Annotated in this window: 24 protein-coding genes; 12 read left to right on the top strand and 12 right to left on the bottom strand. The window is 51.0% G+C overall.

Annotated elements, in window-relative coordinates; all coding sequences use genetic code 11:
* Positions 1-9 precede the first annotated feature (9 nt).
* From rlmKL to rmf, 6 genes are all read left to right on the top strand, one after another.
* Positions 10-2,118, top strand: coding sequence for a bifunctional 23S rRNA (guanine(2069)-N(7))-methyltransferase RlmK/23S rRNA (guanine(2445)-N(2))-methyltransferase RlmL (gene rlmKL / locus OGV85_RS21030; RefSeq protein WP_061547832.1), 2,109 nt, complete (start codon positions 10-12; stop codon positions 2,116-2,118).
* A 12-nt stretch (positions 2,119-2,130) separates the two neighbouring features.
* Entirely contained in the window at positions 2,131-4,038 is a 1,908-nt protein-coding gene (locus tag OGV85_RS21025) for an ABC transporter ATP-binding protein (protein ID WP_003836846.1), read from the top strand.
* A gap of 14 nt (positions 4,039-4,052) precedes the next feature.
* The gene (gene pqiA, locus OGV85_RS21020; RefSeq protein ID WP_003035862.1) at positions 4,053-5,306 is read left to right on the top strand and encodes a membrane integrity-associated transporter subunit PqiA; all 1,254 of its coding nucleotides are present in this window, start codon (positions 4,053-4,055) and stop codon (positions 5,304-5,306) included.
* Positions 5,307-5,310: 4 nt separating this feature from the next.
* Complete coding sequence (gene pqiB / locus OGV85_RS21015; RefSeq protein ID WP_003836843.1) at positions 5,311-6,951, top strand: intermembrane transport protein PqiB; 1,641 nt, start codon at positions 5,311-5,313, stop codon at positions 6,949-6,951.
* Entirely contained in the window at positions 6,948-7,511 is a 564-nt protein-coding gene (gene pqiC / locus OGV85_RS21010) for a membrane integrity-associated transporter subunit PqiC (RefSeq protein ID WP_003035868.1), read from the top strand. Before pqiB ends, pqiC begins: the two co-directional genes overlap by 4 nt.
* Before the next feature lie 255 nt (positions 7,512-7,766).
* Entirely contained in the window at positions 7,767-7,934 is a 168-nt protein-coding gene (gene rmf, locus OGV85_RS21005) for a ribosome modulation factor (protein WP_003035871.1), read from the top strand.
* A gap of 107 nt (positions 7,935-8,041) precedes the next feature.
* Here rmf and fabA read toward each other — a convergent pair whose 3' ends face one another.
* Both fabA and OGV85_RS20995 read right to left on the bottom strand, forming a co-directional pair.
* On the bottom strand, positions 8,042-8,560 hold the full coding sequence (fabA, locus tag OGV85_RS21000; RefSeq protein WP_003035875.1) for a bifunctional 3-hydroxydecanoyl-ACP dehydratase/trans-2-decenoyl-ACP isomerase: 519 nt from the start codon (positions 8,558-8,560) through the stop codon (positions 8,042-8,044).
* A gap of 68 nt (positions 8,561-8,628) precedes the next feature.
* Positions 8,629-10,389 (bottom strand): AAA family ATPase, encoded by a 1,761-nt coding sequence (locus OGV85_RS20995; RefSeq protein ID WP_061547833.1) that lies wholly within the window; start codon positions 10,387-10,389, stop codon positions 8,629-8,631.
* A 185-nt stretch (positions 10,390-10,574) separates the two neighbouring features.
* On the opposite strand from OGV85_RS20995, the gene matP reads away from it, so the two are divergent.
* Positions 10,575-11,027 carry a macrodomain Ter protein MatP gene (matP, locus tag OGV85_RS20990; RefSeq protein ID WP_003035881.1) on the top strand — a complete coding sequence of 151 codons (453 nt, stop codon included), beginning with the start codon at positions 10,575-10,577 and terminating at the stop codon, positions 11,025-11,027.
* Between the two features lie 89 nt (positions 11,028-11,116).
* Here matP and ompA read toward each other — a convergent pair whose 3' ends face one another.
* Positions 11,117-12,163 carry a porin OmpA gene (gene ompA, locus OGV85_RS20985; protein ID WP_003035883.1) on the bottom strand — a complete coding sequence of 349 codons (1,047 nt, stop codon included), beginning with the start codon at positions 12,161-12,163 and terminating at the stop codon, positions 11,117-11,119.
* 357 nt (positions 12,164-12,520) lie between these two features.
* Positions 12,521-13,030 (bottom strand): SOS-induced cell division inhibitor SulA, encoded by a 510-nt coding sequence (gene sulA / locus OGV85_RS20980; protein WP_032948945.1) that lies wholly within the window; start codon positions 13,028-13,030, stop codon positions 12,521-12,523.
* Between the two features lie 217 nt (positions 13,031-13,247).
* Here sulA and OGV85_RS20975 point away from each other — a divergent pair, with 217 nt between their 5' ends.
* Positions 13,248-13,862 (top strand): TfoX/Sxy family DNA transformation protein, encoded by a 615-nt coding sequence (locus tag OGV85_RS20975; RefSeq protein WP_003035889.1) that lies wholly within the window; start codon positions 13,248-13,250, stop codon positions 13,860-13,862.
* Here the strand turns inward: OGV85_RS20975 and yccS are convergent.
* Together yccS and OGV85_RS20965 are read right to left on the bottom strand one after the other, a co-directional pair.
* Positions 13,840-15,993, bottom strand: a complete 2,154-nt coding sequence (gene yccS / locus OGV85_RS20970; protein ID WP_032941200.1) for a YccS family putative transporter — start codon at positions 15,991-15,993, stop codon at positions 13,840-13,842. The two genes, OGV85_RS20975 and yccS, sit on opposite strands and share 23 nt — an antisense overlap.
* An 18-nt stretch (positions 15,994-16,011) precedes the next feature.
* On the bottom strand, positions 16,012-16,458 hold the full coding sequence (locus OGV85_RS20965) for a YccF domain-containing protein (RefSeq protein WP_003035892.1): 447 nt from the start codon (positions 16,456-16,458) through the stop codon (positions 16,012-16,014).
* A 125-nt stretch (positions 16,459-16,583) separates the two neighbouring features.
* Between OGV85_RS20965 and helD the strand changes: the two genes are divergently transcribed.
* Entirely contained in the window at positions 16,584-18,638 is a 2,055-nt protein-coding gene (gene helD / locus OGV85_RS20960) for a DNA helicase IV (RefSeq protein WP_061547834.1), read from the top strand.
* Positions 18,639-18,670: 32 nt separating this feature from the next.
* Here the strand turns inward: helD and mgsA are convergent, their stop codons facing one another.
* On the bottom strand, positions 18,671-19,129 hold the full coding sequence (mgsA, locus tag OGV85_RS20955) for a methylglyoxal synthase (protein WP_003035897.1): 459 nt from the start codon (positions 19,127-19,129) through the stop codon (positions 18,671-18,673).
* Positions 19,130-19,222: 93 nt separating this feature from the next.
* Positions 19,223-19,885, bottom strand: coding sequence for a curli synthesis inhibitor (gene csgI, locus OGV85_RS20950; RefSeq protein WP_003035900.1), 663 nt, complete (start codon positions 19,883-19,885; stop codon positions 19,223-19,225).
* A gap of 172 nt (positions 19,886-20,057) precedes the next feature.
* Here csgI and OGV85_RS20945 point away from each other — a divergent pair, with 172 nt between their 5' ends.
* Complete coding sequence (locus tag OGV85_RS20945; RefSeq protein ID WP_003035903.1) at positions 20,058-20,471, top strand: CoA-binding protein; 414 nt, start codon at positions 20,058-20,060, stop codon at positions 20,469-20,471.
* A 61-nt stretch (positions 20,472-20,532) separates the two neighbouring features.
* Here the strand turns inward: OGV85_RS20945 and hspQ are convergent, their stop codons facing one another.
* Both hspQ and rlmI read right to left on the bottom strand, forming a co-directional pair.
* A complete protein-coding gene (gene hspQ, locus OGV85_RS20940; protein WP_003035905.1) occupies positions 20,533-20,850 on the bottom strand; it encodes a heat shock protein HspQ in 318 nt (105 codons plus the stop codon).
* A 57-nt stretch (positions 20,851-20,907) separates the two neighbouring features.
* A complete protein-coding gene (gene rlmI, locus OGV85_RS20935) occupies positions 20,908-22,098 on the bottom strand; it encodes a 23S rRNA (cytosine(1962)-C(5))-methyltransferase RlmI (RefSeq protein WP_032936284.1) in 1,191 nt (396 codons plus the stop codon).
* Between the two features lie 94 nt (positions 22,099-22,192).
* Here rlmI and yccX point away from each other — a divergent pair, with 94 nt between their 5' ends.
* Positions 22,193-22,474, top strand: coding sequence for an acylphosphatase (yccX, locus tag OGV85_RS20930; RefSeq protein ID WP_061547835.1), 282 nt, complete (start codon positions 22,193-22,195; stop codon positions 22,472-22,474).
* Here the strand turns inward: yccX and tusE are convergent.
* Positions 22,471-22,800, bottom strand: coding sequence for a sulfurtransferase TusE (gene tusE, locus OGV85_RS20925; RefSeq protein WP_003035914.1), 330 nt, complete (start codon positions 22,798-22,800; stop codon positions 22,471-22,473). The two genes, yccX and tusE, sit on opposite strands and share 4 nt — an antisense overlap.
* An 88-nt stretch (positions 22,801-22,888) precedes the next feature.
* Complete coding sequence (gene yccA, locus OGV85_RS20920) at positions 22,889-23,548, bottom strand: FtsH protease modulator YccA (RefSeq protein WP_003035917.1); 660 nt, start codon at positions 23,546-23,548, stop codon at positions 22,889-22,891.
* Positions 23,549-23,818: 270 nt separating this feature from the next.
* Between yccA and OGV85_RS20915 the strand changes: the two genes are divergently transcribed.
* Positions 23,819-25,447: an ABC transporter substrate-binding protein gene (locus OGV85_RS20915; RefSeq protein ID WP_061547836.1), complete on the top strand. Its 1,629-nt coding sequence runs from the start codon at positions 23,819-23,821 to the stop codon at positions 25,445-25,447.
* Positions 25,448-25,566: the final 119 nt, after the last annotated feature.

Raw genomic sequence — 25,566 nt, 5'->3', positions numbered from 1 at the left:
AGTGACATTATGAATTCTCTGTTTGCCAGTACGGCCCGCGGGCTGGAAGAGCTGTTAAAAACTGAACTGGAAAACCTCGGCGCGCTGGAGTGTCAGGTCGTTCAGGGTGGGGTCCATTTTAAGGGCGACACGCGGCTTGTTTACCAGAGCCTGATGTGGAGTCGCCTGGCCTCGCGCATTATCCTGCCGATGGGAGAGTGCAAGGTCTACAGCGATCTTGATCTGTACCTCGGCGTTCAGGCAATCGACTGGACAGAGATATTTAACCCTGGTGCTACGTTTGCCGTTCATTTTAGCGGCCTGAACGAAACCATTCGTAACAGCCAGTACGGTGCGCTAAAGGTCAAGGATGCGATTGTCGATGCATTTACCCGTAAAAATATGCCGCGTCCGAATGTGGATCGTGAATCTCCGGATTTGCGCATCAACGTCTGGTTGAACAAAGATACCGCCAGCATTGCGCTCGATCTGAGCGGTGATGGTTTGCACCAGCGTGGCTATCGCGATCGCGCGGGTCAGGCACCGATTAAAGAAACGCTGGCCGCCGCTATTGTTATGCGTTCTGGCTGGCAACCGGGAACCCCGTTACTCGATCCGATGTGTGGTTCCGGCACACTGCTGATTGAAGCGGCGATGTGGGCAACCGATCGCGCGCCGGGCCTGCACCGCGGGTACTGGGGCTTCAGCGGTTGGGCGCAGCACGACGAAGCCGTCTGGCAAGAAGTTAAAGCCGAAGCGCAGGTGCGTGCGCGTAAGGGACTGGCTGACTATACCTCGCATTTTTATGGATCCGACAGCGATGCGCGAGTGATTGAAAAAGCGCGCAGTAACGCTCGCCGCGCCGGTATCGCCGATCTGATGACGTTTGACGTTAAAGATGTCGCCAAACTGAGCAATCCGTTGCCGAAAGGACCGTATGGGACAGTTATCAGTAACCCGCCTTACGGCGAACGTCTGGATAGCGAACCGGCGCTGATTGCCCTGCACAGCTTGCTGGGCCGTACGATGAAAAACCAGTTTGGCGGCTGGAATTTGTCGCTGTTCAGCGCCTCTCCGGATCTGCTCAGCAGCCTGCAATTACGTGCCGACAAGCAGTTCAAGGCGAAAAACGGCCCGCTGGATTGTGTGCAGAAAAACTATCACGTTGCAGAGACCACCGCGGACAGCAAGCCTGCCACGGTCGCGGAAGATTATGCTAACCGCCTGCGCAAGAACATCAAGAAACTGGAAAAATGGGCGTGTCAGGAAGGCATTGAATGTTATCGCCTGTATGACGCTGACCTGCCGGAATACAACGTTGCTGTGGATCGTTACGGTGAGTGGGTCGTGGTTCAGGAATATGCTCCACCGAAGACAGTTGATGCACAAAAAGCGCGTCAACGCCTGTTTGACATTATTGCCGCAACGCTGTCAGTACTGGAAATCGCGCCCAATAAACTGGTGCTGAAAACCCGTGAACGCCAGAAAGGCAAGAATCAGTATCAGAAGATGAATGAGAAGGGTGAATTCATTGAGGTAAGCGAGTACAACGCGCGCCTGTGGGTGAACCTGACTGACTACCTTGATACGGGTTTATTCCTCGATCACCGTATTGCGCGCCGTATGCTGGGGCAGATGAGTAAAGGTAAGGACTTCCTTAACCTGTTCTCCTACACCGGCAGCGCCAGCGTACATGCAGGATTGGGCGGTGCGCGTAGCACCACGACGGTTGATATGTCGCGTACCTATCTGGAATGGGCGGAACGCAACCTGCGTCTGAACGGCCTGAGCGGTCGCGCTCACCGTTTAATTCAGGCCGATTGCCTGGGCTGGTTGCGTGATGCCAATGAACAGTTTGATCTGATTTTCATCGATCCGCCGACGTTCTCTAACTCAAAACGTATGGAAGACTCGTTTGATGTGCAGCGCGATCATCTGGCGCTGATGAAAGATCTGAAACGTCTGCTGCGTAAAGACGGCACGATCATGTTCTCCAACAACAAACGTGGGTTCCGTATGGATCTCGACGGTTTGGCTGAACTGGGATTGAAAGCACAAGAAATCACCCAAAAAACGCTTTCCCAGGACTTTGCCCGTAACCGTCAGATCCACAATTGCTGGCTGATTACCGCAGCCTGAAAGGAAAATTAAATGTCATTAATCAGTATGCATGGTGCATGGCTGTCGTTCAGCGATGCCCCGCTTCTTGATAATGCTGAACTGCATATCGAAGATAACGAGCGGGTCTGTCTGGTTGGCCGTAATGGCGCGGGCAAATCGACGCTGATGAAGATCCTGAACCGTGAACAGGGTCTTGACGATGGGCGTATTATTTATGAGCAGGATCTGGTTGTGGCGCGTCTGCAGCAGGATCCGCCGCGCAACGTGCAGGGTAGCGTCTACGATTTTGTCGCCGAAGGGATTGCAGAACAGGCGGTTTACCTCAAGCGTTATCACGATATCTCGCATCTGGTGATCGCCGATCCGAGTGATAAAAACCTCCAAGAACTGGCGAAGGTTCAGGAACAGCTGGATCACCACAATCTGTGGCAGTTGGAAAACCGTATTAATGAAGTACTGGAACAGCTTGGCCTGGAAGCAGACATGGAGCTGGCATCGCTTTCCGGCGGCTGGCTACGTAAGGCGGCGCTGGGCCGCGCGTTAGTGAGCAACCCGCGCGTGCTGCTGTTGGATGAACCGACGAACCACCTGGATATTGAAACCATTGACTGGCTGGAAGGGTTCCTGAAAACCTTCAATGGGACAATTATTTTCATTTCCCATGACCGTTCATTTATCCGCAATATGGCGACGCGTATTGTCGATCTTGACCGCGGCAAGCTGGTGACCTATCCGGGGAGTTACGATCAGTATCTGCTGGATAAAGAAGAAGCGTTGCGCGTAGAAGAGTTACAAAACGCGGAATTTGACCGCAAGTTGGCGCAGGAAGAAGTCTGGATCCGTCAGGGTATCAAAGCGCGTCGTACGCGTAACGAAGGTCGCGTGCGCGCACTGAAAGCCATGCGTCGCGAGCGTGGCGAACGTCGCGAAGTGATGGGCACAGCGAAGATGCAAGTCGAAGAGGCTAGCCGTTCAGGCAAGATTGTTTTCGAAATGGAGAATGTGGATTACCAGGTTGACGGAAAGCAGCTGGTGAAAGATTTCTCCGCGCAGGTGCAGCGTAGCGACAAGATCGCGCTAATCGGACCTAACGGCTGCGGCAAAACAACGCTGCTGAAGTTGATGTTAGGTCAGCTTCAGGCTGACAGCGGACGCATTCACGTCGGTACCAAACTGGAAGTGGCCTATTTCGATCAGCACCGCGCCGAACTGGATCCCGATAAAACCGTGATGGACAACCTGGCTGAAGGTAAGCAAGAGGTGATGGTTAACGGTAAACCTCGCCATGTGCTGGGTTACCTGCAGGACTTCCTGTTCCATCCGAAACGCGCGATGACACCAGTGCGTGCGCTCTCTGGCGGGGAACGTAATCGCCTACTGCTGGCACGTCTTTTTCTGAAACCCAGCAATCTTTTGATTCTCGATGAACCAACGAACGATCTTGACGTCGAAACGCTGGAACTGCTCGAAGAGTTGATTGATAGCTACCAGGGCACCGTGCTGCTGGTGAGCCACGACCGTCAGTTTGTCGATAATACCGTGACCGAATGCTGGATCTTCGAAGGCGGCGGTAAAATTGGTCGTTATGTCGGCGGCTATCATGATGCGCGCAGTCAGCAATCGCAGTATGTGGCGTTTAAGCAGCCAGTTGCGAAAAAAACAGAGGAACCAGCTGCTCCTAAAGCAGAAATTGTCAAACGCGGCACCAGCAAACTAAGCTATAAACTGCAGCGCGAACTGGAGCAGCTCCCCGCGTTGCTTGAAGAACTGGAAGCTAAGCTGGAAGCCTTACAGGCTCAGGTTGCTGACGCCGCGTTTTTCAGTCAGCCTCACGAGCAAACGCAACAGGTGTTAGCGAATCTGAACGAAGCGGAACAAGAACTTGAGCAAGCCTTTGAGCGCTGGGAGTATCTTGAGTCTTTGAAGAATGGCGCATAATTAAAGGAGCACCTATGTGCGAACATCACCATGCCGCGAAGCATATTTTGTGCTCGCAGTGTGACATGCTGGTGGCGTTACCTCGCCTTGAGCATGGTCAGAAAGCGGCATGTCCACGATGTGGCACTACGTTAACCGTTGAGTGGGACGCGCCCCGGCAGCGTCCCACTGCCTATGTTTTAGCCGCACTATTTATGCTGCTGCTGTCAAACCTCTTTCCCTTTGTGAATATGAACGTCGCAGGGGTGAGTAGTGAAGTGACGTTGCTGCAAATTCCCAGCGTGCTCTTTTCTGAAGATTACGCCAGTCTCGGCACCTTCTTTATCTTATTCGTTCAGCTGGTTCCGGCTTTTTGCCTGCTGACGATCCTGCTACTGGTAAACCGGGTTCAGATGCCCGAGCGGCTTAAAGCATGGCTGGCGCGCATTTTGTTTCAGTTAAAAAGCTGGGGAATGGCAGAAATCTTCCTCGCCGGCGTGCTGGTGAGCTTTGTTAAGCTGATGGCCTACGGCGATATCGGCGTGGGCAGCAGCTTTATTCCGTGGTGCTTCTTTTGCGTTTTACAGTTGCGTGCATTTCAGTGCGTTGACCGTCGCTGGCTATGGGATGATATTGCGCCAATGCCTGTCATAAAGCAGGCCTTAAAACCTGGCGTGCCTGGTATTCGACAGGGACTGCGTTCCTGCTCTTGCTGCACTGCAATACTTCCCGCTGATGAACGGGTGTGCCCACGTTGTCAGACGAAAGGTTATGTGCGGCGTAAAAACAGTCTGCAATGGACGTTGGCATTACTGTTTACGTCAATCATGCTTTATCTTCCTGCCAATATTCTGCCGATTATGATTACCGATTTGCTCGGGTCAAAGCTGCCGTCAACCATACTTGAGGGGGTGGTTTTAATCTGGAGCGAAGGCTCGTATCCGGTGGCTGCGGTTATCTTTATCGCCAGTATTATGGTGCCGACGTTGAAAATGATCGCCATTGCCTGGCTATGCTGGGACGCCAAAGGGCACGGCAAACGCGACAGTGAACGTATGCACCTGATTTATGAAGTTGTGGAATTTGTCGGTCGCTGGTCAATGATCGACGTATTTGTGATTGCGGTACTCTCTGCGCTGGTGCGCATGGGAGGGTTAATGAACATTTATCCTGCAATGGGTGCTTTGATGTTTGCTTTAGTCGTCATTATGACAATGTTTTCTGCGATGACATTTGATCCGCGTCTGTCGTGGGATCGTGAACCAGAACCAGGCCATGAGGAGTCCTGACAGCATGGAATCTAAAAGTGGGGAAGCCAAAGTGCAAAAGGTAAAAAACTGGTCGCCCGTGTGGATATTTCCTATCGTCACTGCACTCATTGGCGCGTGGGTTCTGTTTTATCACTACAGTCATCAGGGGCCACAGGTCACGCTTATTACCACCAATGCCGAAGGTATTGAAGGGGGCAAAACGACGATTAAGAGCCGCAGTGTAGACGTCGGCATCGTTGAGAGCGCAACCCTGACGGATGATCTGACCCATGTGGAGATTAAAGCGCGTCTTAACTCCGGAATGGAAAAGCTGCTGCATAAAGATTCTGTCTTTTGGGTGGTGAAGCCGCAGGTTGGACGTGAAGGTATAAGTGGGCTCGGCACGCTATTGTCCGGGGCTTATATTGAACTGCAGCCTGGCAATAAAGGCAGTAAGCTGGAAAATTACCAACTGCTGGATTCACCGCCGCTGGCCCCGCCAGATGCAAAAGGGATCCGTGTGATTCTGGACAGCAAAAAAGCCGGTCAGTTGAGTCCGGGCGATCCGGTGCTTTTTCGCGGCTATCGTGTAGGTTCGGTTGAAACCAGCACATTTGATGCGCAAAAGCGTACGATCAGCTATCAGCTTTTCATTAATGCGCCTAACGATCGTCTGGTGACCAGTAATGTGCGTTTCTGGAAAGACAGCGGGATCGCCGTAGATCTTACCTCAGCAGGTATGCGCGTAGAAATGGGTTCGCTCTCCACGCTGTTTGGCGGTGGTGTAAGTTTTGATGTGCCAGAAGGTTTAGAGCAGGGCGAGCCGGTCGCACAACAGTCAGCGTTTAATCTTTATGACGATCAAAAAAGTATTCAGGATTCACTGTATACCGATCATATCGATTATCTGATGTTCTTTAAAGATTCGATTCGTGGCCTGCAGCCTGGTGCGCCGCTGGAATTCCGTGGCATCCGCTTGGGTACGGTGAGTAAAGTACCTTTCTTCTCACCGAATATGCGCCAGGTGTTCAACAATGATTACCGCATTCCGGTGCTGGTACGCATCGAACCAGAACGTCTGAAGGCGCAGCTGGGCGAAGATACTGATGTTGGTGCTCATCTGGCGGAATTGCTTAAACGCGGATTACGGGCATCGCTCAAAACCGGGAACCTGGTGACCGGCGCGCTGTATGTCGATCTCGACTTCTACCCGAAAGAGCCGCCGATTACTGGTGTGCGTGAATTTAATGGTTATCAAATTATTCCGACCGTGAGCGGTGGTCTGGCGCAGATCCAACAGCGTCTGATGGAAGCGTTGGATAAGATTAATAATCTGCCGCTGAACCCGATGATTGAGCAGGCAACCAATACGCTGTCGGAAAGCCAGCGCACGATGAAGCATCTGCAAACCACGCTGGATAACATGAACAAGATCACGTCCAGCCAGTCGATGCAGGATCTTCCGGCGGATATGCAGAACACGCTGCGTGAACTAAATCGTAGCATGCAGGGCTTCCAGCCTGGTTCCGCGGCCTACAACAAGATGGTGGCAGATATGCAGCGTCTTGATCAGGTGCTACGTGAACTGCAACCGGTACTGAAAACGCTGAACGATAAGAGTAATGCGCTGGTATTTGAAGCGAAGGACAAAAAAGATCCAGAGCCGAAGAGGGCGAAACAATGAAAAAGTGGCTAGTGGTGATGATGGCGGTCTGGCTGACGTCATGCAGCTCCAGCGGAGAGAATAAAAGCTATTACCAGCTCCCTATCGCACAAGGCGGTGTGCAGAGCTCCGCCAATCAGGGAAACCGTCTGCTGTGGGTTGAACAGATTGCGGTACCTGATTATCTGGCCGGTAATGGGGTGGTTTACCAGACCAGCGATGTGCAATATGTTATAGCCAATAATAATCTCTGGGCCAGCCCATTAGATCAGCAATTGCGCAATACGCTGGTTGCTAACCTCAGCATGCAGTTGCCTGGCTGGGTTGTTGCTTCGCAGCCGCTGGGAAGCACTCAGGACACGCTGAACGTCACCGTAACCGGCTTCCACGGTCGTTACGATGGTAAGGTTATCGTGAGTGGAGAATGGTTGCTGAATCATCAGGGACAACTGATCAAACGTCCATTCCACATCGAAGCTGTACAGACTAAAGACGGCTACGATGAGATGGTGAAGGTTCTTGCCAACGCCTGGAGTCAGGAAGCGACGGCTATTGCTCAAGAGCTGAAACGCATCCCATAAGCTTAAATAATTGTAAATTATGCCGCCCCTGGCTCACTGCCCGGGGCGGTTTTTTTATTTTTTTAGCCGTGGAGATAGCTGTTCTGACTGACTATTTTTGTACAAATGATTTAGAGGCTAGCTCACAAATATGACACTGGCGTGAATTTTGCGCATTGACGAGCCTAATGTTTAGGGGTATTCGTTTAGTGTGATTGCACACTTAGTAATCACTGTTTTCTTTTCCACCAGACCAAAAAATGAGGGAAACGAGGCATGAAGAGACAAAAACGAGATCGCCTGGAACGGGCACATCAACGTGGATATCAGGCCGGCATTGCCGGACGCTCAAAAGAAATGTGTCCCTATCAGACGCTGAATCAGAGGTCATACTGGCTGGGAGGCTGGCGAGAAGCCATGGGGGATAGGGTTTTAATGGCCTGATTCTGTCTCTTTAGATAAAAGAAACCTCCGCAGAGCGGAGGTTTCGCCTTTTTGCACACCAGATAAAACGGAGAAACGTTAATGTCTGGCTGCTACGCCGTCCTGGATTAGAACGCGGAAGTGTCCTGGAACAGACCCACTTTCAGATCGTTTGCGGTGTAGATCAGGCGACCATCAACCAGCACTTCACCATCAGCCAGGCCCATGATCAGGCGACGGTTAACGATACGTTTGAAGTGAATGCGGTAAGTGACTTTCTTCGCAGTCGGCAGAACCTGGCCGGTGAATTTAACTTCACCTACGCCCAGCGCACGGCCTTTACCTTCGCCGCCCAGCCAGCCGAGATAGAATCCAACCAGCTGCCACATGGCGTCGAGACCCAGGCAGCCCGGCATCACCGGATCGCCGATAAAGTGACAACCGAAGAACCACAGGTCTGGGTTGATATCCAGTTCAGCTTCAACATAACCTTTGTCAAAGTTGCCACCGGTTTCGGTCATCTTGATGACACGGTCCATCATCAGCATGCTTGGTGCTGGCAGTTGTGGCCCTTTTGCGCCAAACAGTTCACCGCGACCAGAGGCAAGAAGGTCTTCTTTCGTATAGGATTCGCGTTTATCTACCATGTTCTCTGTAAGCCTTATTTTATTGAAGCACGCAGGATAGCTAACACGTGTACGCTGAACAAGTCCGATCAGTTCGGAATAATCCAGTTCAGCCAACGTAGCGGCCATGGAAAACGGTGACGACCTTCCTGTTGCGTAGCCGTGGCAATACGCTCCTGAATGGTTTGCATCAGCGTTGTCTGGCCTTCGCCATCCCACACCAGATTTAGCAACAGTGGCAGCGCATCAGTTACGTCGTCCACCGCCCAGATAGTGAATTTTTCTTCTTCTATGGCTTGTAGCAGCGCGGGATGCAGGCTGAGGTGTCTGACGTTAGCCGAAGGAATGATAACGCCCTGCGTGCCCGTCAGCTCACGCTGCTGGCAGATGGCGAAGAAACCTTCAATTTTCTCATTCAGACCACCGACAGGTTGCGCCCGACCAAACTGATCGACAGAACCGGTAATGGCGATACTTTGATTAACAGGCACGTCGGCGAGGGCGCTGATCAATGCGCACAGTTCTGCCATAGACGCGCTGTCACCGTCCACTTCGCTGTAAGATTGCTCAAAGGTCAGCGAGGCAGAGAAGGGGATTTGCTGCTCAAGCTGGAGTTCCGACATCAGGAAAGCCTGCATAATCATCATACCCTTGGCATGAATATTTCCGCCGAGCTCGGCTTTGCGCTCAATGTCCGTAAACTCGCCGTCACCAATATGCACGACGCAACTGATACGAGAAGGTTCGCCAAATGCGCGTGGGTGGCCTGGAAACTCAATCACCGACAAGGCGTTGATCTGGCCAATACGCTCGCCTTCTGTCTCGATAAGGATCTGCTCTTGCAGAATTTCATCCTGCATGCGTTCAGCCAGGAATCCCTCACGCCATTCGCGCTGAGCCAGCATCAGGCTGAACTGCTCAGCGTTGCAGGTTTCGCTCTTGCATAACGGGGCCACCTCTTTGAACTGTCTGGTGATCCACAGCGGGTTAAGAGGTAATGTATCCTGTTCACCGGTATAGCGAACGGCTTCACGGATCAAAACCTGCCAGGCATCAGGAGCGGGGTAAGGCAAATTATTGCGCATGGCAGTATGCGTGACCCACTGACACCACTGCGTCATGGTTTCGGCATCCACGATCTGCAGATTATCTTCAAACTCGCTGTAAATGGCCTGCTCAGCCAACTCTGGTTCCATATCCTGGAAATCCGCCAGCGATTCACGCTCACCCACCAAAATCACTTTCAGTTTAAGCGGCATAGGCGGAACAGAGACAGGCAGTGGGCGAGACTCATCAAAAGCCACCCAATCAAAACGCTCGTGGCTGACAATGGCTTTCAGACGCATCCACAACAGAGGTTGGGCCAACAGCGTGCGCAATGAGATAACCAGCACCCCCCCATTGGCCTGATGTACCAGACCTGGCTGCAGCGTAATTTCGCCATTGAACTGACGTAGACAGCCAAACAGTTGTTCAGCTTCGGCCCAGTCAGCGCTGACCACCTGCGTCAACGTCGCAAAATTGTCTTCCGCTTTTTCAGCTGTACGATAACGAATAGTGTGACCGGAGATGTCGTAATGACCGCCAGTCAGGCTTCCTGCATCCGTGTGCAAGGGACGTGCAGCCTTTGCAATAAGGTTGAGATACTCAAGCTCCTCCGGTGCTTTAACCAACATGAACGAGGATGTTGTCCAGTGCTGAAGAAGCTGCTCTAGCGCGAATTGTAAACGTGGCTGAGTATCACTAAGTAAGGTGTCGGTGTCGTCAGTGACGTGCGGCTGTGCAAATACTTCCTGATAACTGTCGGTATCAGGAACCAGATCACGCCATGCAAGTTTCGTAATGGTCAAAGTTGATGTTTTTTAGTCTGTTGTAAAAAACGAGATTATACCGTAACCCTCACCACTAAACACCTGGAAAGCGCCGCGAAACGGTTGTGATGACGCGCGACAGTTCACAGGCTGGATATTCTTTTCTTCAGATGCCGAAAAAGCTGATATTCTGATAAGAGTTACACGGTAACATTGAGATCGCAATGAAATATCAACAACTTGAAAATCTTGAAAGCGGATGGAAATGGAAGTACCTGGTGAAGAAGCATCGCGAGGGGGAGTTGATTACCCGCTATGTGGAAGCCAGCGCTGCCAAAGAAGCCGTTGATTTGTTGCTAACCCTCGAAAATGAACCGGTTCGGGTCAACGCCTGGATTGAAGAATACATGAACCCTGCACTGCTCAATCGTATGAAGCAAACGATCCGGGCGAGGCGTAAGCGGCACTTTAATGCAGAACATCAACATACGCGTAAGAAATCTATCGATCTGGAGTTTATGGTCTGGCAGCGTCTGGCAGGTCTTGCGCAGCGGCGCGGAAAAACACTTTCTGAAACTATAGTGCAGCTGATTGAAGACGCAGAGCATAAAGAGAAGTACGCGAACAAAATGTCGACATTGAAGCAGGATTTACAGGCGTTGCTGGGAAAAGACTAGCGGTTGGCTGGTGTAACAAGAGGCTTGTTTTGAGTGGAAACAGATGAAAAAAAACCCCGCATAGCGGGGTTTTTTTATAAGACGATAACTTAAGCCTGAGGCTGAGTTACAACGTCTTTGATGCCTTTAACTTCGATCTCAACACGACGATCCGGAGCCAGGCAGTCGATCAGTGCAGCGCGAGCTTTCACGTTGTCACAGGTGTTGCCAGTAACTGGGTTGGATTCACCCATGCCACGTGCAGAGATTTTGTCAGAAGGAATACCTTTAGAGATCAGGTAATCAACAACGGACTGAGCACGTTTCTCGGACAGACCCTGGTTGTAAGCGTCAGAACCGATGCGGTCAGTGAAGCCCAGAACCACTACGGAACCGTCTTTCGGATCCAGGTTGCTCAGTTGGCTGTACATCTGGTCCAGAGCCTGCTGGCCTTCTGGTTTCAGAGTTGCTTTGTTGAAGTTGAACAGAACGTCAGACTTCAGAGTGAAGTGCTTGGTCTGTACTTCTGGAGCCGGAGCCGGAGCAACAACTACTGGAGCTGCTTCTTCCTGCTGGCCGAAACGGTAAGAAACACCAACGCTCAACAGGCCGTTATCCGGACGACCACCAACGGTGTTCGCGTCACCGATGTTGTTGGTCCACTGGTATTCCAGACGGGTAGCGATTTCAGGAGTAATTGCATACTCTACGCCACCAGCGAATACTGGGGATACACCAGTGTCGTGGTCTTTGAAGCCTTGGTTGTTTTTAGCGTCTGCACGCCAAACCATACCACCCAGACGGGTATAAACGTCCAGATCGTCAGTGATTGGGTAACCCAGTTTAGCGGTCAGCTGAACGCCCTGAGCTTTGAATGCGCCATTTTCAGTGTTGCCTTTGTACGGCATACGACCTAACCAGTCGTAACCCATTTCAAAACCAACGTACGGGTTAACCTGATAACCACCGAACGCACCAGCACCCAGTTGGCTTTCGTGGGTCGGTCCGTTGTTGTCGATCTGGTTGTTGCCAATGTCATGGTACTGAGACCAGCCCAGTTTAGCACCAGTATACCAGGTGTTATCTTTCGGAGCGGCCTGCGCCACGGTAGCGAAACCAGCCAGTGCCACTGCAATTGCGATAGCTGTCTTTTTCATTTTTTGCGCCTCGTTATCATCCAAAATTCGCCATGAATATCTCCGAAGAGAGATAACACGGTTAAATCCTTCACCCGGGGACCAGTTCAATAGTTGCTCTACCGATATCTGCGGCTTACGCCGAGCACCCCTGGCGATGTAAAGTCTACAACGTAGTTGAAAACTTACAAGTGTGAAGTCCGTCAGGCATATGAAAAAAAAAGGCTTGTATACATAATATTTAACATTTATTGATGACTAAATGCACTGAGGATTTCCTGAAAACCGCTTGAGACAGGCGTTCGGACGAAAAACGCGTTAAAGCTCAAAGGCAAATTGAAGCATGAAAAAAAATTCCAGGATAAATCCTAATTTTACTCAATGATACAAATTCGAGTGAATTTTTAGCCCGGAATGCTGTCTCCCCGCAAGTGACTGTGCGCAAACAGGACGCATGATAAAACCCATCGCATTTCCTTCATTAGCCGCTTTTACCAGCTCGGCATGTTCATCTTCCGTTAATTCTTCTGCCAGCCAGCCGATAACGACACTGTAATTACCTGTGCGCAGCGCACGGATCATCGATTCCAGCGTATTGCAGGGGGAGAGTTGGCTAATCTGCATTACTTTTGTCAATGGAAGTCCGGCTGACTGCACCCACTCCCGGCTTAATTTTTGCTGAGGCGTCAGCCACAGCTGCCAGCGTGATTGCTGCCCTAACTGTTGCAGCAGAGGAAGCAGCAGTAGTTGCGTCATCATGGGCTGGTCCTCGCGATAGACTACTTCACTGATAAGCCCAGCGGTTGCGTTCTCTGATGAAACGCGCGCAATGTTGCTTGATGCGGAAGAGAACGACGAAGAACGATTTGCATAGCCTGAAGTGTACATAATCAATCCAGCCCTGTGAGTTACTGTATGAATATACAGTAACCCTGCTATCAACAAAGATCAACCTTATTTTCGGAAACAGGTTCGCAATTTTTAGTCATCGTCACGGGAAAAATAAAATTCATCTTGCCCCATACGCATAAGTTGCCTATTTTCGTCATTAACGGATCCGCTACTGAAAATCATTTGCTTACGTTATGATTTAAAAAGGATTTTTATGAAAGAGCTTTCTTATGCAAGGATCTATAAATCGCAGGAATATCTGGCTTCTCTGGGGACAATTCACTATCGCTCACTGTTTGGTGGCTACAGTCTGACGGTTGGCGATACGGTCTTTGCCATGGTCGCCAATGGTGAGTTGTATCTTCGCGCCTGTGAACAGAGTGCCCAGTATTGTGTACAAAATTCTCCTGTCTGGCTGACATTTATTAAGCGGGGACGTCCTCTTGTACTTAATTATTACCAGGTGAACGATGCCCTGTGGCAAAACCAGCAGCAACTGGTGTCGTTATCGCGATATTCGTTGGATGCAGCGGTTAAGGAAAAACAGAGTCGCTTTACCCAGCATCGTCTGCGGGAATTGCCGAATATGACGTTTCATCTGGAGACTCTGCTGAATGAAGTTGGAATTAAAGATGAGGGGACAATGCGGTCGTTGGGAGCACAAATGTGCTGGCTGAAACTTCGGCAAAATAACCCGGCTCTGACGGTAAAAGTACTCTATGCCCTTGAAGGCGCGGTAGGGGGGATACATGAAGCCGCGCTCCCGGCGACGCGTCGCCAGGAGCTGGTGGAGTGGGTAAGTTCTCTTACGCCGGAACCGGGGTATTAGAAGGTAGTACGGCAATTTGCTGCTGTAATCGCCGGATTTCCGGGAGCAGAGCGATCAATAACCCAACTTGCTGAACGACCAGAGGCTCTTTACTGTCCGGGCGTGGTTCCAGGTGCTGAATTCGCTGCTTCAGCCCTTCTAACGCCTGGTATACGCGTTGCTCGTCAGCGGGTTGATGGTGAAGGGCATCATCAACATAGCAAACAGCGTCATCCAGCAATGCCAGAACGTCTGGATTGGTCAACTGTTCGCGATGTGCGCCAAGCGCAGAAATATAGCTGGTAAACGTATGGTTGAGACACAGTAAACGGAACGCCGTTTCGCGGGTTTGGGCCGTCACATCCGGCTCGCTCGACATGTTTGACACCACGGAGGCGAGTTCAGCATCACGGTTATGCGCGTCACGGCGAGCGATACGGTAGGCCAGACGATTATCACGACCCTGATGATATTGTTCGAGAATTGCATCAAGGTAGCGGCAGTTAGCGTCAGTCGCCCGCTCAATTACCCGTGGTAGATTACGAAAACGCCAGTCTGGCCAGATGAAACTGACAGCCGCCCAGGCGATAGCACAGCCAATTAGCGTATCGATGACACGCGGCAGCGCAACCTCAAAGCCTTCGCCGAGCAGGTTAAAGCACAGTAATACCAGCAGCGTGATAAACATGGTGGCATGCGCATACTGGACGTTGCGAAAGGCAAAAAACAGTACACCAGTGATCACTAAAAGTATTAGCTGCCCTTCTAAAGAGGGCACAAACCACAGGATCGGTAAACCGATGGCAATCCCAACCAACGTGCCGATAATCCTGAGCGCCAGGCGATGTCGGGTGGCATTGTAGTTTGGTTGACAGACAAACAGGCTGGTCAGCAAGATCCAGTATCCGTGATTCATGCCGGTTACCTGGATAATGGCATAACCAACACAGAGCACTAATGACATGCGGACGGCATGGCGAAACAGTGCGGACTCTGGGGTGAAATTACGGCTCAGGCGTAACCAGATATCACTGAATCCATGGGGACTGTCATCAGCAAGCTGATTTTCAGACTCATTGCGCGAGAGTACCTGAGCCTGTTCAGACTCAATGGTGGCCAGTTGCGCATCGATAGCCCGCAGGTTCGATAGTAAGAATCCCAGCGTATTGAGCAGATCTGCAGGCTCACCACTGGCACGCATGCGCTCAAGTGCGGCATCTATATGGGTGAAGACGCGTTCAAAGTGCGGATCGTGCTGGTAAGGCGTGCGTAATAAAATACAACGAGACAATTGTGAACAGGCTTGTCCTTGCATCGACATCAACCGCTGGAAGCGGAACATCACATCGCTGTGACGGAAATGATCGCGTAGCGTTTGATACTGAATATGTGAGGAGCTTGCGCGTTCATGAATATCCTGCGCCACAAAATAGTAATGTAGCGTGCGACGTGTTCCCCGTTGTCCACGGTCACCGCGCAGGCGAGTCAGCAGCGACACTTTGGTCTGGTTTAGCGTTGCCATCAGTTGCCCATTAGCGAGGGCTAAATCATACAACGGCGCCTGGCTTTCATCTTCTATGTCGGGATCAAAAAGACGCGACTTCAGTTCCAGGTAGTGCGCTAATTGTTCGTAGCTGCGTGCAAGATTATCCTGTAAGGGGCGGATGGGGAACAGAAGATGTCCGGTGAGCGTCAGCAGGTTATACCAGATAGCGCCAGCGAGCAGCAGGATTGGTTGTTGATACCACTGATCGTAAAGCGAGGTGCCCAGCATCGTGTAAATGGCGATGAGCAACGCGCCAAAAGCGATGGTTGCATAGCGCTGGCCTAATCCCCCCAGCAGAATAAAACCGCTGGTGGAAAGCGTTAACCCAATAGCAAACAGCCAGGGCCATGGGAAGAGCAGTTCAACGGAGGCTGAGGCAATAAAAAAGCACACCAGCGTGATGATTAAATTGCGCAGTCGGCCCGCGAGACGATCGTCGAGATCGGTAAGTGCGGCAGCGACCATACCTAGCGTGAGAGGGATGGTCAGCTTGACGTCACCCAGCCACCAGGGCAGCGCCGTTGTACCGCATAGCGCGATAAAAATCCGCACGTAGTACAACCAGGTGCTGTTCCAGGTATAGCGTTTGAGCAGAGGACTTAACATAAAGGCCATTGGTCCTGATTATTCAAAGCGACGACGTGCATTGGCTTCACGCGCTGCACGGGCAACTTCTACTGAAACTACCCGGCGACCCACCGGCCAGAGCGCAATAGCAGCGATTTTAAAGTTCGCAATGCCAACCGGAATACCAATAATCGTTATGCACTGAGCAATACCAGAGACAATGTGCATCAGACACAACCACCAGCCGAAGAAAATTAGCCAGAAAATATTAAGCACGGTGCCGCCGGTATTCAACAGGACGCTTTTACCGGCAGGATTCAGTTCATCGACATGTATCGCTTCGTTGCCATAGGGAAACAGCGAAAGTCGGGTTATCTCCCAGCATGAACGGGTCAAAGGTAAAGTAAAAATAAGCACGATACTGACCAGCGTTGCCAGTAACCAGGCCAGGGTGGTGGCGAACCCCCCAAGCACAAAATTTAAAATATTCAGAACAGTACGCATAAACCCTCGGTTAACTCTGGTTTTCTGTGAATTCGGCAATTGTAACGTTTTTTTGGGCTGGAGCACGTTTTCTCTGGCGGTTACACTGATAAGCAAACCTCTTCGTGTGGATCCGCTTGAGTCTTATGGAACTGAAAGCTACTTCTCTTGGAAAACGTCTGGCACAACACCCTTACGATCGGGCCGTTATTCTCAATGCCGGGATTAAAGTTTCCGGCGATCGTCACGAGTATCTTATTCCCTTCAATCAGTTACTGGCTATTCATTGCAAACGTGGTCTGGTGTGGGGCGAGCTGGAGTTTGTACTCCCGGATGAGAAGGTGGTTCGTCTTCACGGTACAGAGTGGGCGGAAACCCAGCGCTTCCATCATCATTTGAATGCACTCTGGCAGCAGTGGAGCCAGGAAATGAGTGACGTTGCTGCGGGGGTTTTACAGCAACAGTTGGATGCGATAGCGGCCCGTACTAGTGAAAGTAAATGGCTGACGCGCGAACAAACGTCAGGGCTGCAGCAGCAGATTCGCCGTGCCTTTGCCGCGTTACCGCTCCCGGTTAATCGGCTGGAAGAATTTGAAAATTGCCGGGAGGCGTTACGTCAATGCCAGGCATGGTTGAAGGACATTGAAGCCTGCCGCTTACAGCACAATCAGGCGTACACCGAGGCAATGCTGGAAGAGTATGCTGAGTTTTTCCAGCATATTGAATCTTCGCCGTTGAATCCGGCTCAGGCGCGTGCGGTAGTGAACGGTGAGCAATCTTTATTGGTTCTTGCGGGGGCCGGAAGCGGCAAAACATCCGTATTGGTCGCCCGTGCGGGCTGGCTGCTTGCACGAGGAGAAGCCGCGCCAGAACAGATCCTGTTGCTGGCGTTTGGACGCAAAGCAGCCCAGGAGATGGATGACCGCATTCGTGAGCGTCTGCATACGGATGAGGTCACTGCACGGACGTTCCATTCACTGGCGTTGTACATTATTTCGCAAGGTAGCAAAAAAGTTCCAACAGTGAGCAAGCTGGAAAATGATGCCGCCGCTCGCAACAAACTATTTATAACGACCTGGCGTCAGCAGTGCAGTGAGAAAAAGGCTCAGGCTAAAGGCTGGCGACAATGGTTAGAAGAAGAAATGCAGTGGTCTGTACCCGAAGGTAACTTCTGGGATGACGAAAAATTACAGCGCCGTCTGGCCTCCCGGTTGGATCGCTGGGTTAGTTTGATGCGGATGCATGGTGGAGCACAGGCGGAGATGATTGCTAATGCTCCGGAGGAGATCCACGATCTGTTCAGTAAACGCATAAAGCTAATGGCGCCGCTGCTCAAGGCCTGGAAGAGTGCCCTGAAGGATGAGAATGCCGTCGATTTCTCCGGGTTGATCCATCAGGCTATTGTCATTCTGGAGAAGGGGCGGTTTATCAGTCCGTGGAAACATATTCTGGTCGATGAATTTCAGGATATTTCCCCTCAGCGCGCCGCCCTGTTAGCCGCCTTGCGAAAGCAAAACTCGCAGACCACGCTGTTTGCCGTGGGAGATGACTGGCAGGCCATTTACCGGTTCAGCGGAGCACAGCTTTCTCTGACGACCGCATTCCAGCAAAATTTTGGTGAGGGCGATAGCTGTAATCTGGATACGACTTACCGTTTTAATAGCCGGATTGGCGAAGTCGCAAACCAGTTTATCCAGCAAAACCCACATCAGCTCACGAAACCGCTGAACAGTCTGACGATCGGTGATAAAAAAGCTGTCACGTTGCTCGATGAAAGTCAGTTAGATCTGTTGCTGGATAAGCTGTCGGGTTTTGTGAAAGCTGAAGAGAGAATTCTGGTGCTGGCGCGGTACCATCATCTGAAGCCAGCCAGCCTGGACAAAGCGGCCACCCGCTGGCCCAAGCTGCAGTTGGATTTTATGACTATTCATGCCAGCAAAGGGCAGCAGGCGGATTACGTCATTGTTATGGGGCTTCATGACGGGAATGACGGTTTTCCGGCTCCGGCTCGTGAGTCGATTATGGAAGAGGCGTTACTCCCGGCTGTTGAAGATTTTCCTGATGCTGAAGAGCGGCGGTTGCTGTATGTGGCGCTAACGCGTGCACGACATCGGGTATGGCTACTGTTTAGCAAAGACGCGCCATCATGTTTTGTTGATGAGCTTAAGCAATTAGACGTTCCGGTGACCCGGAAACCCTGAAAAGCAGGCGGCAGTTGCCGCCTGCTTAGCGTTTATTTGAGGCGTTCTGCAAGATAACGGGCGTAATCCGGGATCAAGATATCCGTTGCGTCGTTGAAGTTTGGCGACTGGATAATAAAATCAGCCGTTGACACGTTGGTGGCGACCGGAATGTTCCAGACTGTGGCCAGGCGTAGCAGGGCTTTGACATCAGGATCGTGGGGAACGGCGTTGAGCGGATCCCAGAAGAAAATCAGCACATCAATTTTCCCTTCTGAAATTAGCGCACCCACCTGCTGGTCACCCCCCATCGGGCCGCTCAGCATGGCGTTGACGTCCATTCCTGTCGCGCGTTGAATTAAATTTCCTGTTGTTCCTGTAGCATACAGAACGTGTTTTTCCAGTAATGGCTGGTGGCGTTCAACCCAGCTCATCAACATCTTTTTGCAGTGATCGTGTGCGACCAACGCAATATGTTTCTGCGCTGGTAATGTGCGAGTCGTTAATTCCATAGTACAGCTCCCAAGTTAACCTTGTTACAGAGTACTGGAAGCACTTGACGCTGCAAGAGAAAGACAAAAAAAATGCGTATGCGAACATAAATGTCACGATGGGGGCTGTTTCTCAGCCCATTGTAAGAAGTTACTTCGCGTTTGTGCGTCAGCCTGTTGAAACCAATATTTTAAGCGTTGCTCAGTCAGCGTTTGCGACTGAGGCGGCACGCGGTCCAGTTCAGATACCCCGGAAAGCAGCGAACTGTCATCGGCCATCATCGTGGCAAATTGCGGTAAAGACGCATGCTTAGCCGCTTTGTTATAGCGCTCTGTTTCTATTTCATAATCTACGATTTTTGCGGTGGATGTGATTGACAGAATATCCAGCTTAACCGGTATAGGCATGGAATCCCCATCCAGCAGTTCTACGCGTGGGGCATCATCAAAATGCGTTGCATCTCGCTCGTTGCTCAGACGTGGCAGGTGAAAATTAACCTGACTGACGAGTTGGGTATCAAAGCTGATGACCAGCGGGGGCGAAATATACAGACGTTCTTCGTGGCTGGACAGGCGAATGGTTTTTTCTACGCGAAACACAAGCTGGTGCCGACCATTTTCCAGCTCAATACTTTCGGCACCACGCAGTAATGAGCTGGAGACTTTTTTTCCGTCCAGCACCAGAAGGTCAATATCATTAGACAGACGTAGAGAGGTAGCAAAAACGGTTACCGGCAAACACAGGGCAATTAAGGCTGTCACAATGCCGGCTTTCATAGGTTTCTCCTGTCCAGAAAAAATCTGTATAAGATGTATCTAAATTTTTCGATAATCATGTTTACTAACATATAGACATATTTTTGAGTTTAGCTCTCATGCGCCAGTATGGGATGAATGGTCGCAAAGTCAGGTTTGTCGTACACTTTGTTAAACAGCCTGGAGGAAAACGATGAAAGAGACCGATATTGCTGGCATTTTGACAACGACCCGCACGATTGCACTGGTGGGAGCAAGCGATAAACCCGATCGCCCAAGCTATCGGGTTATGAAATATTTACTCGATCAGGGCTATCACGTTATTCCTGTTTCACCGAAAGTTGCCGGAAAAACACTGCTGGGGCAGCAGGGCTATGCGACGCTGGCAGATGTACCAGAGAAAGTGGATATGGTAGATGTCTTCCGTAATTCCGAAGCGGCGTGGGGTGTTGCTCAGGAGGCAATTGCCATCGGCGCGAAGACCCTATGGATGCAGCTCGGCGTGATTAACGAGCAGGCAGCCGTACTGGCTCGTGATGCAGGGTTGACGGTGGTAATGGATCGTTGCCCGGCGATTGAGATCCCGCGGCTGGGACTGGCGAAGTAAGGTTGATCTGTAGCCGAACAAAACGCACAGACCCGATTAGCTAATCGGGTCTGTGTTTGCATCAATTGCGCAGGCGCGGGGCCTGAAGCTGTTTTCGAATTGTTCGCGCCAGTTCATCCATCGACGGTTGCTCCGGATGTTCTTCCTGTAGCTCGCTACTCAGTTGTGCTTCGGCCAGATACGTATGTACTGGCAGACCATTATCGTCTTCCATCACCACGTGATACCAGGGAGCGGCGCGAAGTTCGTCGTTAACCGCCAACTCATCGGCTGACGGTTGATCAAGCGAATATTCCGGGTCGATATCCACGACCACTCCGAGGTAACCTAACAGGGAATGGCGGACCTGCTGGCCGATACCGAATTTGCTGGCAATCATAGTCACCTCCCGGGAAATAGATACCCTCTATGTAAGGGTAATATTCCACTTTTCAAGTTACATGATGCGACAGGCAAACCCTTTCAGATACAGCCCTTCCGGGTAGGTAGCGATCACCGGGTGATCGGCGGCCTGACGGAACTGCTCTATAAATTGTACATCACGACCAGCATCTATTGCGGCATCAGCGATGATTTTCTGAAATAAATCGGTGGTCATAAGCCCAGAGCAGGAGAAAGTCAGCAGTACGCCGCCCGGATTGAGCAACTGAATAGCCAGCATATTGATGTCCTTATAGCCGCGGCAGGCGCCCATCAACTGGCTTTTGTTTTCGACAAATTTCGGCGGATCCATCACGATGACGTCGAATTTCTCACCACGATCGCGATAAGCTCGCAGAAGTTTGAACACATCATCACGCACGAACTCAGCTTTGCTCAGATCCAGCTTGTTCAGTTCCACGTTTTGGCGGGCAATATCGAGCGCTTCCTGAGAGGTGTCAACACTGACGACCTGACGGCAGCCACCCATTAATGCTGAAACCGCAAATCCACCGGTATAAGAGAAACAGTTCAGTACACGCTGATTTTCCACATAACGACGCGTGGCCAGGCGGCTATCGCGTTGATCGAGGTAGTAGCCGGTTTTGTGACCATGCTGAATATCAACCAGCAGCTTCATGCCGTGCTCTTCAATTGGCAGCAGTGCTGGCGGAAGCTCGCCCGTTACTGGCCCTTGAGTCAGCTCCATACCTTCTTTTTTTCGCACCGCTACGTCGCTACGGTCATAAATGGCGCAGTCCGGGAAAACAATTTGCAGAGCGCTAATCAGCGCGGCGCGTTGGTATTCAGCCCCCGCACTGAGCAACTGCAACACCAGGAAGTTGCCGAAGCGGTCAATGGTGACACCCGGCAGACCATCGGATTCGCCGGCGATCAGACGGTAGCTATCCAGACCGTCTTTTTTCGCCAGCCAGTCACGCCATGTCTGCGCCTGCTGCAGACGACGGGTGAAGAAATCAATATCGATGGACTCAGACTTGTCAAATGTCCAGACGCGTGCACGGATCTGCGACGCGGGTGAGTACGCGCCGCGTGCTAACCATTTACCCTGATGGTCAACAATATCGATGGTTTCACCGAGGTTGGCTTTACCTTCCATACGTGCGACAGCACCGGAAAATACCCACGGATGGCGGCGCAATAATGATTTTTCGCGCCCTTTGGCTAACACTAAACGTACACTCATAATTTACTATTCTGTCAATTCAAAGAAATGGGCGCCATTGTCCTGAGTTTTACGCATATTTGCAACGCGCGCAGTGATGATAAGGAGAACCGCAATGTCGAAAGTCTGCATAATCGCCTGGGTCTATGGCCGGGTTCAGGGGGTAGGATTTCGCTACACCACCCAGTATGAAGCACAACGGCTGGGATTGACCGGATACGCGAAGAATATGGATGACGGCAGCGTAGAGGTTGTCGCCTGCGGTGAAAGTGACCGGGTGGAACAACTGATGAAGTGGTTGAAAGCCGGGGGGCCGCGAAGCGCCAGGGTAGACAGAGTTCTCAGCGAACCCCATCGTCCTGGCGACGAGCTAAAGGGATTTAGTATCCGTTATTAAATACATTTCACCGGTTTCGGCAGGCCGGCAATTTTAGTCGCCTGCTTGGCCGGACCTTTCGGGAACAGGCGGTAGAGATAACGGCTGTTGCCTTTCTCTTCGCCAAACTTGTTGGCCATCGCTTTTACCAGCATGCGGATAGCGGGGGAGGTATTAAATTCCAGATAAAAATCGCGGACAAAACGCACCACTTCCCAGTGTTCTGCGGAGAGCGTAATGCCTTCGTTTTCGGCGATTTTCTCCGCCAGCGGCTCGCTCCACAGCGTGGTATCTTTCAGATAGCCTTCGCTATCGGTACTGATTTCTTTACCTTCAAAGATCAACATAATTCGTCACTACGTTAGTCAAACTGGCGGCAGTTTACCAAAAAAGAAAGCCCCGCATAAGCGGGGCTGGATAGTGCGAGTTGACAACTTAGTCGCGGCTGGCGAAGCCCAGAATGCTCAGCAGGCTGACGAAGATGTTGTACAGCGAAACATACAGGCTGACCGTTGCACGGATGTAGTTGGTTTCACCGCCACGGATGATATTGCTGGTTTCAAACAGGATAGCGCCTGAAGAAATCAGAATAAACACCGCGCTGATGGCCAGATGCAGAGCTGGCAGTTGCAGGAAGATATTCGCAACCATACCAATCAGCACCACCACGATACCTGCCATCAGCATACCGCCGAGGAAGGACATATCTTTACGGGTGGTCAGCACATAGGCAGAACAGCTGAAGAAGACCAGAGCAGTGCCGCCCAGCGCCATACCGATAACATCACCCATGCCTGCAGACAGGTAGGTGTTCAGAATCGGTCCCAGAATGTAGCCCAGGAAGCCGGTGAATGCGAAAGCAGACAGAATTCCGACCGGCTTATCCGCAGTTTTATATGTCAGGAACATCAGACCATACATACCCACCAGCGTCAGGATTAGACCCGGGGATGGTAGCATCAGCACGGTGCTTGCCGTTGCGGTGATGGCAGAAAACGCCAGCGTCAGGCTGAGCAGAAAATAGGTATTGCGCAGCACTTTATGCGTGCTGAGTAGCGATGTACGGTCGCGCGAAGAACTAATAATACGATCCATGAGTCACTCTCTTATGACAGATGTAATTAATGATGGAGGATAATGAAATCAAGGGGAATGACACAGCGGTTTTACCCATCTTTACGCATTTTAACCCGCCAGACTTAAGCATTTTATTTCAGCAAAAGTGCCTAAATTAGATGTTACCACTTATTGTTTGAAAATGTCAGATCGACATCTTATAGGTTACTGAAAAATATTGCGTTATTCCTGAATCTCTCTGACAGTGACAGCAGTGTCTACATAAAACAAAACAATAAGGTGCAGGGAATGACTCAACACAAATCGAAGGTATTTACGTTTACGCTGTTGGCCGCCTGTATGATATCAATAAACGGCGCGGCATGGGCAGCTCATGTTCCCGCAGGAACAGCATTGGCTGAAAAGCAGGAACTGGTGAGAAATAACGGCAGTGAGCCGGCATCGCTGGATCCGCATAAAGTCGAAAGCAACGTTGAGTTTAATTTAATCAGCGATATGTTCGACGGTCTGGTTGCTGTTAATCAGGATGGGTCTATCGAGCCCCGCCTTGCGGCATCCTGGGAGAATAAAGACAATACTATCTGGACCTTTCATTTACGTCCGGGCATTACCTGGTCTGATGGCTCTGCGATTACCGCACAGGATGTTGTCTGGAGCTGGCAGCGTCTGGTCTCGCCGCAAACGGCTTCACCTTATGCTTCGTATCTGGGCAATATGCATGTTGCGAACGCGGTTGATATTGCCCAAGGGAATAAAGATCCCGCTACACTAGGGGTCAAAGCCCTGGATGATACCACGCTGGAAATTACCCTGACGCAACCGACGGCGGCGTTTCTGGCGATGCTAGCGCATCCATCGCTGGTGCCGCTGGATAAAGTTCTGATTGGGCGTTTTGGCGACAAGTGGACCCGACCAGAACATTTTGTCAGCAGTGGGCCGTACAAACTATCGCAATGGGTGGTCAATGAGCGCATCGTTGCCGAGCGTAACCCACATTACTGGGACGATCGGCATACGGTTATTAATAAAGTTACTTATTTGCCCATCAGCTCAGAGTCGGCTGACGTAAATCGCTATAAGGCCGGTGAAATCGACATTGTTTATAGCGTACCGGTCAATCAGTTCGCCCAACTGAAAAAAACGATGGGCGATGAACTGCATGTCTCTCCCCAGCTTTCAACGTATTACTATCAGTTCAATACAACCCGCGCGCCGTTTAATGATCCGCGCGTGCGCCGGGCGCTGAATATGGCGTTGGATAAAGACATCATTGCGCAAAAGGTGATGGGGCAGGGGCAGCGAGAAGCGTGGGTTATCAGCCAGCCGGAAATAGGTGGGGTGAAACTGCATGCACCGGAGTATGCGTCATGGCCGCTCGAAAAACGTATTGCTGAAGCCAAAAAACTGCTTGCTGAAGCCGGTTTTGGTCCTGAGCATCCGCTTAGCTTGAATTTGCTCTACAACACCTTCGAAACGCACCAGCGTATTGCGATTGCCGCATCGTCGATGTGGAAGAAAAACCTTGGTGTCGAGGCGAAGCTGCAAAACCAGGAATGGAAAACCATGCTTGACACTATGCACACCGGTAATTTTGACGTCGTGCGCTATGCGTGGATAGCCGATTATGATGATGCTTCAAGTTTCCTCAATATTTTCCGTACCGGTGATAGCGAGAATACTACCAAGTACAGCAATCCCGCCTTTGATGAAGCGATGCGTAATGCGGCGAAAGCAAATTCACTGGAAGAACGAGGCAAATACTATCAGCAGGCTGAAGATCTTTTAGGTGATGATGTCCCTGCGATTCCGGTTTACCACTATGTCCGCACGCATCTGGTGAAGCCGTGGGTGGGGGGATTTGCGCCGGATAACCGGGGAAATTACTACACCAAAGATATGTACATCAAAAAACATTAAGCGTTGTAGCTGGTATTTGTGCTGATTAAATGGTCAATCTGTTGTTATTTCAGTCGATTAACAATATTTTGGCTGTTTTTCAGGCAAACGAACACATTGGTGCTTTACAGGCCCGTTCG

Origin of the sequence: Citrobacter sp. Cf132 (assembly GCF_030333885.1) — a bacterium.
GTDB classification, from domain to species: domain Bacteria; phylum Pseudomonadota; class Gammaproteobacteria; order Enterobacterales; family Enterobacteriaceae; genus Citrobacter; species Citrobacter freundii.
The sequence above is the reverse complement of the archived record's forward strand: the minus strand, read 5'-3'. Positions and strand labels throughout refer to the sequence as shown.